Below are 16,762 nucleotides of genomic sequence, written 5' to 3'. Positions count from 1 at the left end.
CAGACCGGGGATATCCATATGACACATCACTGCCCCCAGTAAACAGCAGTTGATGTATCTATGGTCTCGCCTGATCGCAACACACCTGAAATGTGCTGAAAGCGATCCGTACGCGCCACGTTTTTCAACGAGTATGTTGACACGTACATTTCCTGAGAACAGGAAATCGGCTACTCCCCAACGACGGGCGCAACCTTAACATATTTTGAGAATATAAAACAACAACGAAGCAGGCTTAATTTAGCTGCTTTTCTGATAACGATTTTCATTTAGATTTATGCGTGAAAATATCGTTAATAAATATAAGTTAAGAAGAGGGGGGATATAGCAACGGCTATATTGTCTGCACGCGAATATCGTACTTTATAGCCGATGCTATAATAATAAGCTATTGAGTTTTAAGGAGTAATCTGGAGATCTTTTCAAGGTCATCAATATTCTTGACCCGAATCAGCAGACGACGCTGCTCTAATTGCATTACTAACACACCGTCTTCGGATAAATTCATCTCTTTAATGCGGTTATATTCTATCCAGACATTGGCGAAGAAGAATCCGTGTTTTTTAAAAATGATTTTTGGCGAGCGGATCCAGAACAGGTAAATCGCCATTAATGCCAGCGCACATAATAACCATGTGGTTAATAGTGCACCGTTGCTGGTCACGTTGTTGTAGATCAGAATGACGATCAGGCCCGCGAAGATGAATCCATCAACGCGCCCGCGTCGCAGAAGGGGAAGGGAAAGCAGCGTCTCGCCGTGGCGGCGGGGCATGATGAACTCGTCATAGATCGCATAAGCCATAAGGGCAACAATAAACAAAACCAGTACGATGTCCGTGACAGTCATTCATCCTCCAGATAAAAAGACCGGGGGCAAGCCCCCGGCGTATAGCATTTAAACTTACAGGCCCAGCAGACCGACAGCGTAGCCCGCGATACCGATGACGAAGAAGCCAACGATGATCCACAGCGGGTTCACTTTCTTACGCAGCAGCCACATACAGGCGAAGGTCAGCAGCAGCGGCACCAGGCCCGGCATCAGCTGGTCCAGAATCGTCTGCACGGTAGTCACACGCGTCTGACCATCCTGCCCGGTGATGGTCGATACCACCAGCGGGATGTTTACGTGCGTCCACTTGTTAACCAGTGCCCCCATCACAAACAGGCCGAGGATTGACGCCCCCTCGGTCAGTTTCTGCAGGAAGCCGCCGCCCATGTCCTTAACGATGTCTACCCCTTTACGGTAGCCGTAAGCCACGCCGTAGTAACGGGTCAGCAGGCGTACTGCGTTGAAGAGGATGAAGAACAGCAGTGGGCCAAGCAGGCTGCCGCTCATCGCGATACCGGCACCCAGTGCCGCGAAGACCGGACGAACGGTGCCCCAGAAGATCGGGTCACCGACACCGGCCAGCGGGCCCATCAGGCCGACTTTGATACCGTTGATGGCACCATCGTCAATCTCTGCGCCGTTCGCACGCTGCTCTTCCATCGCCAGCGTTACGCCCAGTACAGGGGCCGCAACGTAAGGATGGGTGTTGAAGAATTCCAGGTGACGCTTAATCGCCTGACGACGTGCTTCGTTGTTTTCCGGATACAGGCGTTTGATTGCCGGTACCATGGAGAAGCAGAAGCCCAGCGCCTGCATACGTTCGAAGTTCCATGAACCCTGGAACAGGTTAGAACGAATGAACACGCCACGAATATCACCCGGAGTGAGTTTTTTCTCAGTGGTAGTTTTTGTCATATCAACCATTTCGCTCACCTGCTAGTCCAGTTCGTTATCGAGATCGTTGTTACCAGCAGCCTGCGCTGGGGCACCCGCGACGCGGTTATATTTCGGGCTGAGCTGGATGTAGAGAATCGCCATCACCGCACCAATCACACCCAGAGCTACCAGGTTGAAGTTGGTGAAGGCGGCGGTCACGAAGCCGAGGTAGAAGAACGGCATCAGGTAGCCTGCGCGCATCATGTTGATGACCATCGCGTAACCGACAACCACGATCATGCCGCCTGCGATGTTCAGACCGCCGGTGACCACTTCTGGAATGGCGTTCAGCATGCTCTGGACTTCACTCGTACCGACAGAGATCGCCACGATAACCGCCGGGATCGCAATACGCATCGCCTGCAGGAACAGGGACGACACGTGGATCCAGGATAGCGCCGTCAGGTTGCCGTTTTCGGCCGCCTTATCCGCCGCGTGCTGGAAGGCAACGGTGATGGTACGCACGATGATGGTCAGAACCTGGCCTGCTGCAGCCAGTGGGATCGCCAGGGCGATACCGGCACCAATACTTTGATGACCGGCAATAACCAGAACGGTTGAGATAATCGACGCCAGCGCGGCATCGGGCGCAACCGCTGCACCGATGTTCATCCAGCCGAGGGCGATCATTTCCAGGGTACCACCGATGATGATACCGGTTTTCATATCACCGAGAACGGCACCGATCAACGTACAGGCCACCAGCGGACGGTGGAACTGAAATTCATCAAGTACGGATTCCATACCCGCAATACATGCGACGACGAACACCAGCACAATCTGAAGAGTGGTAATCTCCATTGTACTTCTCCTATTGCATAAGCTTTATGTGAAAAACCGGCGCGGGCTTATTTCCCAACTTTGCCGATCAAATCCATCATTTTCAGTTTCTGATCCGTGGAAACCTTACGGGCTTCCAGCTCAATACCGCGTGCATTCAGCTTGTTGAATGCCTCAATATCTTTTTCATCAACCGAAATCGCGTTGTTGACCTGCGTTTTGCCCTGACGGAAAGCCATACCACCAATGTTAACGGAGGTGATTTTCACGCCGCCTTCAACAATGCGCTCGACGTCTGTTGGGTTAGTGAACAGAAGCATCACGCGTTCGCCCGCATATTTCGGGTTGTTGTAGACGCGGATCATCTTGGCCACATCCACCACGTGCGCGGTAACGCCAGGAGGGGCAACCTGAGTCAGAAGGGTTTTACGTACGGTATCCGCAGCCACTTCGTCACTGACGACGATGATGCGGCGAACGTTGGTCTCTTTGGTCCAGCGTGTCGCCACCTGGCCGTGGATTAAGCGGTCATCAATACGCGCAAGCCCGATGACCATATAATCGTTCGGGCCCATCGGTTTCGCTGGGGCTGCAGCTTTCGGTGCCGCCGCGACCGGGGCGGGTTTTTCAACCGGTTGCGCTTTCAGCGCCTTAACGCCTTCACGCCCGGTTTCCACCGCCAGGGCCACCAGCTCATCGAAGCTCGGGTTGTCGTCGCGCGCCATGAAGGTTTCCACCAGCATCGGGATATTCACCCCGGCGACAACTTCATAGTGCTCTTTATCGACGACAATGCGGCTGGCAGCATTAAACGGGCTGCCGCCCCACGTATCGACGAGAAACAGCACGCCTTTGCTGGTATCCAGCTTCGCGAGTTGAGCGTTATACTTCTCTATCAGCGTCTCGGCGTTTTCACCGGGAACGAAATCGATCCAGCCGACGTTTTCCTGCTCGCCCAACAGCATCTCTGCCGTCTTGAGTAGCTGCTCAGCAGCCCAACCATGTGTGCCTATGACAATAGCAATGGTCACTTGCTACCTCCTTTTATTATCATTAATACGCCTGTCGGGCAGACGTACTGAGAATCGTATTGGCGAACCGAATCGATTCAGATAAGGGTTAGAGTTAAATTAACTAAGACTTCCGCGAATTATTTTAGACAGTGAAAAAATAATTTATGTGATGAAGATCCGTAATTTAGCTTTCCCGATCGAGAAAATTCTCAACACAAATTTAGTCTTATTGCGTTTTTGCAAAAGAACGTAAATCTTTGCGTAAAACCTGTTATCTCTGATATGTTTAGCCTCCGTTTAATTGTTCAGGAGTACAGGGCTACAGCCCGCTATATGGACCGTCACCGACGTCAGTCATCTACCAGGCCATTCCGCGCCTTTTTCGCCGGCGATCCTCGCCAGAACTCGTCTCTGTTTGCCTCTGTTTTGCCCACATTGAGTGGGGCACCGTTTTGTCATTCCTTTAGCAGGAGCTTGTCATGGAATTCTTAATGGACCCGTCAATCTGGGTAGGATTGCTCACGCTGGTCGTACTGGAGATCGTTCTCGGTATTGATAACCTGGTGTTCATCGCCATCCTTGCTGACAAACTGCCGCCAAAACAGCGTGATAAAGCACGTCTGATTGGTCTGTCGTTGGCCTTGATCATGCGACTGGGCTTGCTGTCCGTCATCTCGTGGATGGTCACGCTGACCAAGCCACTGTTCTCCGTGATGGATTACACCTTCTCCGGCCGTGACTTGATCATGCTGATCGGGGGGATATTCCTGCTCTTCAAAGCGACGACAGAGCTACACGAACGGCTTGAAAACCGGCAGCATGATGATGGTCATGGTAAGGGCTATGCCAGCTTCTGGGTCGTGGTACTGCAAATTGTCGTGCTTGACGCGGTCTTCTCGCTGGATGCGGTTATTACCGCAGTCGGTATGGTGAACCACCTGCCGGTGATGATGGCGGCTGTCGTCATTGCGATGGCGGTGATGCTGCTGGCGTCGAAACCGCTGACGCGTTTTGTGAACCAGCACCCAACGGTTGTCGTGCTGTGTCTGAGCTTCCTGCTGATGATTGGTCTCAGCCTGGTGGCAGAAGGCTTTGGCTTCCATATTCCGAAAGGTTACCTGTACGCCGCGATTGGTTTCTCAATCATCATTGAGCTGTTTAACCAGATTGCGCGCCGCAACTTCATTAAGCAGCAGTCAAACCAGCCGCTGCGCGCCCGTACCGCTGACGCGATTCTGCGCCTGATGGGCGGTCGTCGCCAGGTGAGCGTGCAGTCTGATAGCGAGAGCCGTAACCCGGTTCCGGTCCCTGAAGGGGCGTTTGTTGAAGAAGAGCGCTACATGATCAACGGCGTGCTCTCCCTGGCCTCCCGTTCCTTGCGTGGGATAATGACCCCGCGCGGTGAAATCAGCTGGGTGGATGCCAACCTGAGCGTTGACGAGATTCGTCAGCAGCTCCTCTCTTCACCGCACAGTCTGTTCCCGGTGTGCCGTGGCGAACTGGATGAAATCATCGGCGTGGTCCGTGCCAAAGAGATGCTGGTGGCGCTGGAAGAGGGCGTCAACGTGGAAGCCATTGCGGCCTCGTCGCCTGCGATTGTCGTTCCGGAAACGCTGGATCCTATCAATCTGCTGGGCGTGCTGCGTCGCGCACGCGGTAGCTTCGTTATCGTCACCAACGAATTTGGCGTGGTTCAGGGTCTTGTCACGCCGCTGGACGTACTGGAAGCGATTGCGGGGGAATTCCCGGATGCGGACGAAACGCCGGAAATCGTTGCGGACGGCGAAGGTTGGTTGGTCAAAGGTACTACTGATCTGCACGCGCTCTCGCACACGCTGGGGCTGGAAAATGTCATTAACGATGAAGAAGACATTGCCACCGTGGCAGGGCTTGTGATTTCGGTTAACGGTCAGATCCCGCGTATCGGCGATGTGATTGAACTGCCGCCGTTGCATATCACCATTGTCGAAGCCAACGACTATCGCGTTGATATGGTGCGTATTGTTAAAGAGCAATCTGCACACGACGAAGAAGAGTAAACTTTTTTAGCGTAACGGCATTAAGGGCACGATGTGTCCATTGTGATGCGCTGGCGGGGGAGTACTTCCCGCCAGCCATTTCGGAAACTCCCGCAGCGGCATTGGCCGCGCAAAGAAATATCCCTGCAGAATATGCACCCCGTGGCGACGCAAATACCGCGACTGCTCCTTGGTTTCTACCCCTTCCGCCACCAGTTCAATATTCAGCCGCTGGCCCAGCGCAATAATGATATCCGTCACCGTTGAGTTTACGGCATCGGTCCCGATGGCGGTGGTAAAGGATTTATCAATTTTCAGCACGTCAGGATGGAGCTTTTCGAGCCAGGAGAGTGAACTGTTGCCGGTGCCAAAATCATCAATGGCGAGCTTAACGCCTTTTCGATGCAGCTCGCGCACTATGCGGTAATCCACGTCCCTCAGGGCATCGCGCTCCGTAAGCTCAACCACCAGCTGCTGGGCCGGGTTTGCACTGAACCACGATTGATTCAGATCCTGCAGCAGGGCGGCGTGGCGGAAGTGGCTTGCGGCCACGTTAATACCGATATGAAAATCGGACGTGGCCGGGAAATAGCCTATCTGACGTACCGTTTCGGTGATGACATAGCGGGTGAGCGGAATAATCAGGTTGTGTTCTTCTGCAAGAGGAATAAATACGTCCGGCGAGATCCACCCCTGACGAGGGTTATTCCAGCGCAGCAGGATCTCAACGCCGACGCAATCCTGGGTGCGGGCATTGACCAGAGGTTGGCAAAACAGCTCAAATTCCCGCGCCGCAAGCCCCATGTTTATTTCCCATGTAAAGCTCATTCGACGCGCGGTGGCCAGCCAGGCAATGTAGCCCAGCAGTAAGCTCAACATTAGTGCCAGCGGTAATTGTGTCGGCAGATTTTTGAGTGCTATTGAGCCTGGACCCGGCCCGCTCACGGTAATACTGAAGGGGTAGCGCGTTGATGCCAGCGACAGAAGCACATCGCCATCATCAAAGGTCAGGGTATCCGTAACCTGCTGACCGTAGCGCAGGTAATGATTACCGACGGATAAACCCACATCGGTAATCAGTGGTCGCTGCGGTTCAAGGATCATTCTGGTGAGAAGGTCGATATTGACAACTTCCATCACCCCGTCCTCGCCGTCACCTGAGGCCGGATACCACTGAATGAGGATCGGGCTGCCCTTCAGCAACCACTGGTCGGTCGACAATACCAGCCGGGGTTCTTGCGCGGGAAAAATCGGCAGGAACGTGCTTGCAGGCACGCTGCGTGAACCGAAAATACTCGAGCAGTAGAGAAGTCCATCTTTAATCAGGGCAATCGAGCGGACGGTCTGCAGAATGGCCGCCTGCTTGCGTAATACCAGTTGGGCCTGGCTGCAGGGCTGTCCAACCTGGGCCTGTAGTACATCGCGTCGATTTTCCAGTGAAAGCAGCACTTTTTCGAGGGAGTGTACCGTATGGTCAGCAAAATTCTGGATGCGCTCCTGATTGACGTTACGCTGCGAAATAAACCGAATGCCCAACGTCAGGATGAGCGTAAGGAGCGCAACCGTGACACAGACGATAACGCGTTTTCGGCGATAATCTTTAATGATCGCTTGTGCTTTTTGCATGAACGGTCGCTCTGTAAGCCACCAGCCCCAAAAGCCGGACGCAACAGAGAAAGTGTAGTGGGGATTACATAATGAGACGAGGCGTGACGTTAAAATTCGCCCATCCGTTGCAGATGGGCGAAGGAAAGTATTAGTCGCACTGAACCTTAATGGCCAGGCCGCCTCGTGAGGTTTCACGGTATTTGGCGTTCATGTCCTTGCCGGTTTCGTACATGGTTTCGATCACTTTATCCAGTGAAACGCGAGGTTCGCTGGTACGACGCATCGCCATACGGGAGGCGTTGATCGCTTTCACCGACGCAATGGCGTTACGCTCGATGCACGGCACCTGCACCTGGCCTGCCACTGGGTCACAGGTCAGCCCCAGGTTATGCTCCATGCCGATTTCAGCCGCCACGCACACCTGCTCAGGGCTTGCACCCAGCAGTTCCGCGAGGCCAGCCGCCGCCATGGAGCAGGCTACGCCCACTTCACCCTGACAGCCCACTTCCGCGCCAGAAATTGAGGCGTTCATCTTGTACAGCGCACCGATCGCACCCGCCGCCAGGAAGTAACGGATGTAGATATCCGCCGTCACCGGTTCGATAAAGTGGTCATAGTAGGCCAGTACCGCTGGCACAATGCCGCATGCACCGTTGGTTGGCGCCGTCACGACGCGGCCACCGGCGGCGTTCTCTTCGTTCACGGCCAGGGCAAACATGTTCACCCAGTCGACTACGTTCATCGGATCGTTAGAGAACTTGTCCGTCGTCACCAGCATACGGCGCAGCGCGGAGGCACGGCGCGGCACGCGAAGTGGACCCGGCAATACGCCTTCGGTATTCATCCCGCGATCGATACAGGCACGCATGGTTTGCCAGACGTTTGCAAAATAGTCTTCAATCTCTTTCTTGCTGTGCAGCGCCAGTTCGTTCTGCATCACCATGCCGGAAAGCGACAGGCCAGTCTCTTTGCAGTAGCCCAACATCTCGGTAGCAGATTTGAACGGGTAGGGCACGTTAACGTCGCCTACGCTGTCTTTGCCAAAATGTTCTTCATCAACGATAAAACCGCCGCCGATGGAGTAGTATGTTTTGCTGTAGATCTCTTTTTCGCCGTTCCACGCATGGATGGTCATGCCGTTTTCATGCAGCGGCAGGTTGTCGCTGCGAAAACGCATGCCGTCATCCTGTGGGAAATCCACTTCGTGCTGGCCGTTAGCCAACAGCAGGCGACCGCGCGCTTCCACGTCGCGGATAAATGCCGGAATGGCATCAATATCAACGGTGTCCGGCATATTACCTGCCAGACCCATAATAATGGCGATATCGGTGTGGTGGCCTTTACCCGTTAATGACAGCGAACCGTAGACGTCTACGGCAACACGGGTAACGCTTTCCAGTAATCCTTTTTCGACCAGATCATCGACGAACTGTTTACCGGCCTTCATCGGCCCTACAGTGTGGGAAGAAGATGGACCAATCCCCACTTTGAACATGTCGAATATACTAATCACTTTTACACTCCTGACAGGGTTACCGGGGTTCCAGTAACGATGTTATAACTGCGCATAGTGTAAGAGGGAACACCAACCTCGGCTTAACTATTCACATGAATTAAACTAATGGTTAACGATGGTTTTGCTAATAGCGCGACAGCGATCGCAAACCTGCCAGAAAAGGGTGGAATGTAAAGTATAGTCAAGGTTTCAGGCCGATCTGCAACGCCAGCTCACGAATGATGCCCGCCGTCATGCCCCAGACAAAATAATGCTGATACCAGGACAACCACACCCGATGCTCATGTCCACGACGCTGAATATCCAGCGGGTGATAACGGCTCAGTCGGAGGGCTTCTTCCAGCGGCATTTCAAACACCGCAGAGACTTCATCGACGCTGGCGTGATACTGAAGATCGGGGGGAATAATGCCCACCACCGGGGTCACCTGGAAGCCGGTGACGCTGTCGACAGGGGGTAATACGCCAACGATCTCGACGGCTTCTGGTGGAATCGCGACCTCTTCCTGTGCTTCCCGCAGCGCGGCGGCAATCAGCGACGCATCGGTGCTATCCACTGCGCCGCCCGGAAAGGCGACCTGACCGGCATGTTTACGCATATGCGGCGATCGCTGGGTGAGCAGCAGGCCCGGCTGTTCGCGCCGCACCACCGGGATCAGCACCGCCGCCTGACGTTGATTCAGCGCTTCACGGTTCACCGCAGGTCGCAAAAGCTGAAAGCGCGACAAAAAATCATCCAGCGTCAGGTTCTCTTTTTCCACCCGTCAGGTCTCCAGCTGTTGAAGGATACGGTTAACTTTATCAAAGGTTTCCTGATATTCCGCATCGACCTGGCTGTCGGCCACAATACCGCCCCCTGCGGAACAATACAGATTCCCGTCGCAGGCGGTTAGCGTGCGGATAGTGATACTGGTATCCATGGTCCCGCAAAGGCTCACATAGCCGATGCTGCCGCACCAGGCGTTGCGGCGGTGCGGCTCCAGTTCATCGATAATTTCCATCGCCCGCACTTTGGGGGCGCCGGTGATGGAGCCTCCCGGAAACGCGGCGCGGAGCAGATCGCAGGCTGTGCGCGAGGCGGGCAGCTGTGCGGTGACGGTGCTGACAAGGTGATGCACCGCCGGGAAAGGCTCGACGACGAACAGTTCGGGCACGCGGACGCTGCCCGGCACCGCGACCCGGCCGATATCGTTACGCATCAGGTCGACGATCATCAGGTTTTCCGCGCGGTCTTTCGGGGAGGCGGCGAGTTTTTCCGCCTGCTTGCGGTCGGCCTCGGGATCGGCAAGACGCGGCAAAGTGCCTTTAATCGGACGGGTTTGAATCGTGCCCTCGGCCAGATGAATAAAACGCTCGGGCGACAGGCTGAGGACCGCTCCCTGTTCCAGACGCACAAACGCGCTGAAGGGTGCCTTATTGCTGGCATTAAGACGGGTAAATGCCTGCCACTCATCTCCCCGGTATGTCGCCTGGAAACGTTGGGCGAGGTTGACCTGGTAGCAGTCACCGCTGTGCAGATACGCCTGAACGCGCGCGAATTTTTCGGCATACTCCGCTGCATTCATATTTGAACGCCAGTCGGAGGTCAGCGTGAACGGCCCTGCAGGTGCAGGCTGTTGCGCCTCAAGCCACACCAGACGCGCCTGCACGTCACGATGGCTTAGCAGGGAAACCGTTTTTTTCTGGTGATCAACAATTAATGCCCAGTCGTAAAGCCCCACCGCCATATCGGGCAGCGGAATATCATCCTGAGCAAGATCAGGCAGCGTTTCGAAACGGCGACCCAGATCGTAACCAAACAGGCCCAGCGCGCCCCCCTGAAAAGGCAGGTCCGGGTTCGGTGTGGCAGATAAGCCCAGCGCGTTAATGGCTTGCTGAAGCTGCACCAGCGGATCGTCCGTTAACGGCAGGTCATCGGTTGTCAGCGTCTTGACCGGGTCGGCCACGACAATATCAAACCGGCTGTAGGGGTGATCCGCATGGCCGGAGTGCAGCAGCATCGCAAACGGAAGGTGGCTCAGGCGAGCAAACCAGAACTCAGCGGCATCAGCACGCCAGGGCAGGGTAATAACAGTGGGGAAGCGCATGTTCATGTATGGCATACTACCGGGCAGCGTGAAATAATTAGCGCGAATAATTTAGCAGGAGTTGACGATGTTTGCAGGTTTACCTTCTCTGAGCCATGAACAGCAGCAGAAAGCGGTTGAACGTATCCAGGAACTGATGTCCCAGGGGATGAGCAGCGGACAGGCGATTACCGTTGTCGCTCAGGAGATTCGCGCCAGTCATTCCGGCGAGCGGATCGTGGCGCGATTCGAAGATGAAGATGAAGATCAAGAAGAGTAATCGTGCTTACACCGCCGCGATAATCTTGATCTCGACCTTGTACTCCGGTTTCATCAGCGTGGCCTGTACGGTGCAGCGTACAGGCGCGTGACCCGCCACCACCCACGCATCCCAGGCTTTGTTCATCGCTGCGAAATCGTCCTTGTTTGCCAGGAAAATCGTAGCATCCAGAATGCGTGATTTGTCGCTGCCCTGTTTTTCCAGCACCGCGTCAATCTGCGCCAGGGTGTTCGCCGTCTGCTCGAACGCATCCGCGTCCAGGTTAGCCGGTACGCCGGTGTAGTAGAGCGTCTGGTTATGGATCACCACATCAGACCAGCGGGCTTCGGCATCAATGCGCACAATCGTCATAAACGTTTCCTCGTTATTTTGCGTATTCAGGCGGCAAGACTGCCATATTGTGCATCTGTCGTCACTATTTGGGGTGGCACATGAAAGGATGGGCTGACATAATCCCTGTGCAAAAATACAGTGAGAGAGCACCGTGGCAGACGATTTTTCCCCTGAAGGTCAATTAGCGCAGGCTATCCCCGGCTTCAAACCCCGTGAACCTCAGCGTCAGATGGCGCACGCCGTTGCGCACGCTATCGATAAGGCTCAGCCGCTGGTGGTCGAAGCCGGAACCGGCACGGGTAAAACCTATGCTTACCTTGCTCCGGCGCTGCGCGCGAAGAAGAAGGTGATTATTTCCACCGGATCGAAGGCGCTGCAGGATCAGCTCTACAGCCGCGATTTGCCCACGGTGGCGAAAGCGCTGAAATACAAAGGGCGTCTGGCTCTGCTGAAAGGGCGTTCTAACTACCTTTGCCTTGAGCGTCTTGAGCAGCAGGCGCTGGCGGGTGGCGATCTGCCGGTACAGACGCTGAGCGACGTCATTATCCTTCGCTCATGGGCGAACCAGACCGAAGAGGGGGACATCAGCACCTGCGCGAGCGTGCCGGAAGACTCTCCTGCCTGGCCGCTGGTGACCAGCACCAACGATAACTGCCTCGGCAGCGACTGCCCGCTGTATAAAGACTGCTTTGTGGTTAAAGCCCGCAAAACTGCCATGGACGCCGACGTCGTGGTGGTAAACCATCACCTGTTTCTCGCGGATATGGTGGTCAAAGACAGCGGTTTCGGCGAGCTGATCCCCGAGGCTGACGTGATGATCTTCGATGAAGCGCACCAGCTCCCGGATATCGCCAGCCAGTATTTCGGCCAGTCGCTCTCGAGCCGCCAGCTTCAGGACCTGGCGAAAGATTTCACCATCGCCTATCGCACCGAATTAAAAGATACCCAGCAGTTGCAGAAGTGCGCCGACCGCCTGGCGCAGAGCGCGCAGGATTTCCGCTTACAGCTTGGCGAGCCGGGCTATCGCGGTAACCTGCGCGAACTGCTGGCGGACAAAAATATCCAGCGCGCGCTGCTGCTGCTCGATGATGCCCTGGAACTCTGCTACGACGTGGCGAAACTCTCGCTTGGACGCTCCGCGCTGTTAGATGCAGCGTTTGAACGCGCAACACTGTATCGCGGGCGGCTCAAACGGCTGAAAGAGATTAACCAGCCGGGCTTCAGCTACTGGTATGAGTGCACCTCACGGCATTTCACGCTGGCGCTCACGCCGCTGACGGTGGCGGATAAATTTAAAGAGGTGATGGCGCAAAAACCGGGAAGCTGGATCTTCACCTCGGCAACCCTGTCGGTGAATGACGATCTGCATCACTTCACGGAACGTCTTGGCATTGAGGCGGCGGAATCGCTGCTCCTGCCCAGCCCGTTCGATTACGAAAAACAGGCGCTGCTCTGCGTTCCCCGTAATCTGCCGCTGCCGAACCAGCCGGGCGCGGCGCGACATCTGGCGGCGATGTTAAAACCGATGATTGAGGCCAACAACGGCCGCTGCTTTATGCTCTGCACCTCTCACGCCATGATGCGCGACCTCGCCGAGCAGTTCCGCGCTACCATGACGCTGCCGGTTCTGCTGCAGGGCGAAACCAGTAAAGGCCAGCTGTTACAGCAGTTTGTTTCCGCCGGTAATGCCCTGCTGGTGGCGACCAGCAGCTTCTGGGAAGGGGTCGACGTGCGCGGCGATACCCTCTCGCTGGTCATCATCGACAAACTGCCGTTTACTTCCCCGGACGATCCGCTGCTGAAGGCGCGGATGGAAGATTGCCGTCTGCGCGGAGGCGATCCGTTTGACGAGGTCCAGCTGCCGGACGCGGTGATTACCCTCAAGCAAGGGGTAGGGCGTTTGATCCGTGACGTCACCGATCGCGGCGTGCTGGTGATCTGTGATAACCGACTGGTGATGCGCCCTTACGGCGCCACCTTCCTCGCCAGCCTGCCGCCCGCGCCGCGGACGCGGGACATAAAACGCGCGGTGCGTTTCCTGGCAAACCCAACGGCGGAGTAATTCGCCCCGGAATGTGCTAAGATGCGCGCCATTTTGTGACTGACCCTTGCGAGAGCGCGACGACTGATGCGAATTCTGGCTATTGATACCGCGACAGAGGCTTGCTCTGTCGCTCTGTTGAACGACGGTGCTGTTTCTGCTCATTTCGAAGAGTGCCCACGGGAACACACCCAACGTATTCTGCCCCTGGTAAAAGCCATGTTAACCCAGGGCAACACCTCCTTAACCGACCTCGACGCGCTGGCCTTTGGCCGTGGCCCTGGCAGCTTTACGGGCGTACGTATCGGGATTGGCATTGCGCAGGGGCTGGCGCTGGGCGCTGAATTGCCGATGATCGGCGTCTCTACCCTCGCCACCATGGCGCAGGGTGCCTGGCGTATGACTGGCGCAACCCGCGTGCTGGCGGCCATTGATGCCCGCATGGGCGAAGTTTACTGGGCTGAATATACTCGTGATGAAAACGGCGTCTGGCACGGTGAAGAGACGGAAGCGGTGTTGACGCCTGAAGCCGTCACCGAACGCCTGAAGCAGCTCTCAGGCGAGTGGGCGACGGTAGGGACGGGCTGGCCGGCATGGCCGGAAATGGGGAACGACACCGGCGTAACGCTGGTTGACGGCAATATGCTTCTGCCTGCCGCCGAAGATATGCTTCCCCTTGCCTGTCAGCTGTTCGCGAAAGGAAAAACCGTCGCCGTTGAACAGGCTGAGCCGGTTTATTTACGAAACACCGTTGCGTGGAAGAAACTTCCAGGCCGCGAGTGAATCTCAGTAACAGGAACTGAGAAAAAGGAGTCGCATCATGGCGGTTCAAACTAAAGTTGTTCGCCTTTTAATGGCAGGCGTTGTTGCCACAGCACTGAGCGGTTGTGTAACCGTTCCTGATGCGATTAAGGGCAGTAGCCCAACGCCACAGCAGGATCTGGTGCGCGTTATGAATGCGCCTGAGCTGTATGTTGGCCAGGAATCGCGCTTCGGCGGCAAGGTGATCGAGGTCTTTAACCAGCAGGGTAAAACCCGTCTGGAAATTGCGACGGTACCGCTGGACAGCGGTGCTCGCCCCGTACTGGGGGAGGCCTCGCGCGGGCGCATTTATGCAGACATCAGCGGTTTCCTTGACCCGGTCGATTTCCGTGGGCAACTGGTGACCGTTGTTGGGCCGATTACCGGTTCGGTGCAGGGCAAAATCGGCAGCACGCCGTATAAATTTATGACTATGCAGGTGACGGGCTACAAACGCTGGCGTATTGCCCAGCAGGTCGTCATGCCGCCGCAGCCGATCGATCCGTGGATGTGGGGTCCTCATCCTTACCGTTATGGTTACCCCGGCTGGGGCTGGTATAACCCGGGCCCGGCGCAGGTTCAAACGATCGTAACTGAGTAACTAACTGTTATTATTAGGAAAGAGACAGCGGCTCAGCCGCTGTCTCTGTTTTTTTACGGATAAAATGAAAAAAAAGAGTGACGCGCTTCGCAACCTGCAATCTGAACAATTAATAAACTGGTACGCTGAGTTAATATAATGTTAACAAACTGTTTATTATCGGGGCTGTGATGACGACGAATACTCATTTCAGAGGTGATGCATTGAAAAAGGTTTGGCTTAACCGGTATCCCGCAGATGTGCCTGCGGAGATCAATCCTGACCGTTATCAATCCCTGGTTGAATTATTTGAACACTCGGTGCGGCGTTACGCTGACCAGCCTGCGTTTGTGAACATGGGCGAAGTGATGACCTTCCGTAAGCTGGAAGAGCGTAGCCGGGCGTTTGCGGCCTATTTACAGGAAGGGCTGGGACTGCAAAAAGGGGACCGCGTCGCGCTGATGATGCCAAACCTGCTGCAATACCCGGTAGCGCTGTTCGGCATCCTGCGAGCCGGGATGATTGTCGTCAACGTGAACCCGCTATATACCCCGCGTGAACTTGAGCATCAGCTGAACGACAGCGGCGCGGTCGCAATTGTCATTGTCTCGAACTTTGCCCACACGCTGGAAAAAGTGGTCGACAGAACCCAGGTAAAACACGTCATTCTGACGCGCATGGGCGATCAGCTTTCCACGGCCAAAGGCACGCTGGTTAACTTTGTCGTTAAATACGTGAAGCGGCTGGTACCAAAATATCACCTGCCGGACGCCATTTCCTTCCGCCGTGCGCTGCACGCGGGCTACCGTATGCAATACGTCAAGCCAGAAGTGGTATCAGAAGATCTCGCCTTCCTGCAGTACACCGGTGGCACCACCGGCGTGGCGAAAGGCGCGATGTTGACGCACCGGAACATGCTGGCGAACCTTGAACAGGTGAACGCCACTTACGGGCCTCTGCTGCATCCGGGCAAAGAGGTGGTGATCACCGCGCTTCCGCTGTATCACATCTTTGCGCTGACCATGAACTGCCTGCTGTTTATTGAGCTGGGTGGTCAGAACATCCTCATCACCAACCCGCGCGATATCCCGGGCCTGGTGAAAGAGCTGGCGAAATATCCGTTCACCGCCATGACGGGGGTGAATACTCTGTTTAATGCGCTGCTCAATAATAAAGAGTTCCAGCAGCTGGATTTCTCCACGCTGCACCTCTCAGCAGGCGGCGGGATGCCCGTTCAGCAGGCGGTCGCTGAGCGCTGGGTAAAGCTGACCGGTCAGTATCTGCTGGAAGGCTATGGTCTGACGGAGTGCGCGCCGCTGGTGAGCGTGAACCCGCACGACATTGACTACCACAGCGGCAGCATTGGCCTGCCTGTTCCATCGACCGAAGCAAAGCTGGTGGATGATGAGGATAACGAAGTGCCTCATGGTGAGCCAGGCGAGCTGTGCGTAAGAGGGCCGCAGGTGATGCTGGGCTACTGGCAACGTCCGGATGCTACGGACGAGATCATCAAAGACGGCTGGCTGCATACCGGCGATATTGCCGTGATGGACGACGAAGGTTTCCTGCGCATTGTCGATCGTAAGAAAGACATGATCCTGGTCTCCGGCTTTAACGTCTATCCGAACGAAATCGAAGATGTGGTCATGCAGCACAGCGGCGTGCTCGAAGTGGCGGCTGTGGGCGTCCCTTCCGGCAGCAGCGGTGAAGCGGTGAAGATATTTGTGGTCAAGAAAGATCCTTCGCTGAATGAGGAAGAGCTGATAACCTTCTGCCGTCGTCAGTTAACGGGCTACAAGGTGCCGAAGCTGGTGGAATTCCGCGATGAACTGCCAAAATCCAACGTCGGGAAGATATTACGACGAGAATTACGTGACGAAGCCCGTGCCAAAGTAGACAATAAGGCCTGAGCTTCACGTTAATCGCCCAGACGCCGGTTAAGCCGGCGTTTTTTATGGGCGC

At 55.4% G+C, this 16,762-nt stretch carries 16 protein-coding genes and 1 riboswitch; of the genes, 7 read left to right on the top strand and 9 right to left on the bottom strand.

The window, feature by feature from the left end; all coding sequences use genetic code 11:
- A riboswitch (yybP-ykoY riboswitch) is annotated at nucleotides 1-191 on the bottom strand.
- Nucleotides 192-388: 197 nt separating this feature from the next.
- The 4 genes from ACOQH0_RS13450 to manX are packed head-to-tail and all read right to left on the bottom strand — an operon-like array spanning nucleotide 389 to nucleotide 3,576.
- Nucleotides 389-847 (bottom strand): DUF986 family protein, encoded by a 459-nt coding sequence (locus tag ACOQH0_RS13450; RefSeq protein WP_089598210.1) that lies wholly within the window; start codon nucleotides 845-847, stop codon nucleotides 389-391.
- 54 nt (nucleotides 848-901) lie between these two features.
- On the bottom strand, nucleotides 902-1,753 hold the full coding sequence (locus tag ACOQH0_RS13445) for a PTS mannose transporter subunit IID (RefSeq protein ID WP_006810994.1): 852 nt from the start codon (nucleotides 1,751-1,753) through the stop codon (nucleotides 902-904).
- Nucleotides 1,754-1,765: 12 nt separating this feature from the next.
- Nucleotides 1,766-2,566 (bottom strand): PTS mannose transporter subunit IIC, encoded by an 801-nt coding sequence (gene manY, locus ACOQH0_RS13440; RefSeq protein WP_008500490.1) that lies wholly within the window; start codon nucleotides 2,564-2,566, stop codon nucleotides 1,766-1,768.
- Between the two features lie 47 nt (nucleotides 2,567-2,613).
- The gene (gene manX, locus ACOQH0_RS13435) at nucleotides 2,614-3,576 is read right to left on the bottom strand and encodes a PTS mannose transporter subunit IIAB (protein WP_010432678.1); all 963 of its coding nucleotides are present in this window, start codon (nucleotides 3,574-3,576) and stop codon (nucleotides 2,614-2,616) included.
- A 264-nt stretch (nucleotides 3,577-3,840) separates the two neighbouring features.
- Here manX and ACOQH0_RS13430 point away from each other — a divergent pair, with 264 nt between their 5' ends.
- Nucleotides 3,841-4,050, top strand: a complete 210-nt coding sequence (locus tag ACOQH0_RS13430; protein WP_071985428.1) for a protein YoaL — start codon at nucleotides 3,841-3,843, stop codon at nucleotides 4,048-4,050.
- Nucleotides 4,038-5,597, top strand: coding sequence for a CNNM family cation transport protein YoaE (gene yoaE, locus ACOQH0_RS13425; protein WP_010432680.1), 1,560 nt, complete (start codon nucleotides 4,038-4,040; stop codon nucleotides 5,595-5,597). The genes ACOQH0_RS13430 and yoaE overlap by 13 nt, the downstream gene beginning before the upstream one ends.
- A 6-nt stretch (nucleotides 5,598-5,603) precedes the next feature.
- Here the strand turns inward: yoaE and ACOQH0_RS13420 are convergent, their stop codons facing one another.
- From ACOQH0_RS13420 to pabB, 4 genes are all read right to left on the bottom strand, one after another.
- Nucleotides 5,604-7,202, bottom strand: a complete 1,599-nt coding sequence (locus ACOQH0_RS13420; protein ID WP_421510560.1) for an EAL domain-containing protein — start codon at nucleotides 7,200-7,202, stop codon at nucleotides 5,604-5,606.
- Nucleotides 7,203-7,332: 130 nt separating this feature from the next.
- Entirely contained in the window at nucleotides 7,333-8,697 is a 1,365-nt protein-coding gene (sdaA, locus tag ACOQH0_RS13415; protein WP_010432687.1) for an L-serine ammonia-lyase, read from the bottom strand.
- 184 nt (nucleotides 8,698-8,881) lie between these two features.
- A complete protein-coding gene (locus ACOQH0_RS13410) occupies nucleotides 8,882-9,460 on the bottom strand; it encodes a CoA pyrophosphatase (protein WP_089598212.1) in 579 nt (192 codons plus the stop codon).
- 3 nt (nucleotides 9,461-9,463) lie between these two features.
- The gene (gene pabB, locus ACOQH0_RS13405; RefSeq protein WP_421512354.1) at nucleotides 9,464-10,792 is read right to left on the bottom strand and encodes an aminodeoxychorismate synthase component 1; all 1,329 of its coding nucleotides are present in this window, start codon (nucleotides 10,790-10,792) and stop codon (nucleotides 9,464-9,466) included.
- A gap of 61 nt (nucleotides 10,793-10,853) precedes the next feature.
- Here pabB and ACOQH0_RS13400 point away from each other — a divergent pair, with 61 nt between their 5' ends.
- Nucleotides 10,854-11,045 (top strand): YoaH family protein, encoded by a 192-nt coding sequence (locus tag ACOQH0_RS13400; protein WP_108417606.1) that lies wholly within the window; start codon nucleotides 10,854-10,856, stop codon nucleotides 11,043-11,045.
- 6 nt (nucleotides 11,046-11,051) lie between these two features.
- On the opposite strand, the gene ACOQH0_RS13395 is transcribed toward ACOQH0_RS13400, so the two are convergent.
- Nucleotides 11,052-11,396, bottom strand: coding sequence for a RidA family protein (locus tag ACOQH0_RS13395; protein ID WP_008500498.1), 345 nt, complete (start codon nucleotides 11,394-11,396; stop codon nucleotides 11,052-11,054).
- A 133-nt stretch (nucleotides 11,397-11,529) separates the two neighbouring features.
- Between ACOQH0_RS13395 and ACOQH0_RS13390 the strand changes: the two genes are divergently transcribed.
- The 4 genes from ACOQH0_RS13390 (at nucleotide 11,530) to fadD (ending at nucleotide 16,710) form a co-directional block, all read left to right on the top strand.
- The gene (locus tag ACOQH0_RS13390; RefSeq protein ID WP_010432700.1) at nucleotides 11,530-13,440 is read left to right on the top strand and encodes an ATP-dependent DNA helicase; all 1,911 of its coding nucleotides are present in this window, start codon (nucleotides 11,530-11,532) and stop codon (nucleotides 13,438-13,440) included.
- A gap of 66 nt (nucleotides 13,441-13,506) precedes the next feature.
- Entirely contained in the window at nucleotides 13,507-14,202 is a 696-nt protein-coding gene (gene tsaB / locus ACOQH0_RS13385) for a tRNA (adenosine(37)-N6)-threonylcarbamoyltransferase complex dimerization subunit type 1 TsaB (RefSeq protein WP_010432702.1), read from the top strand.
- Nucleotides 14,203-14,239: 37 nt separating this feature from the next.
- Nucleotides 14,240-14,821, top strand: coding sequence for a Slp family lipoprotein (locus ACOQH0_RS13380; protein ID WP_420984621.1), 582 nt, complete (start codon nucleotides 14,240-14,242; stop codon nucleotides 14,819-14,821).
- A 203-nt stretch (nucleotides 14,822-15,024) separates the two neighbouring features.
- A complete protein-coding gene (fadD, locus tag ACOQH0_RS13375) occupies nucleotides 15,025-16,710 on the top strand; it encodes a long-chain-fatty-acid--CoA ligase FadD (RefSeq protein WP_126816329.1) in 1,686 nt (561 codons plus the stop codon).
- The last annotated feature ends 52 nt before the right edge of the window (nucleotides 16,711-16,762 follow it).

The organism is Enterobacter sp. JS8-1 (assembly GCF_049187015.1).
GTDB lineage: Bacteria > Pseudomonadota > Gammaproteobacteria > Enterobacterales > Enterobacteriaceae > Enterobacter > Enterobacter mori.
This window is presented reverse-complemented; position numbering and strand designations above follow the sequence as displayed.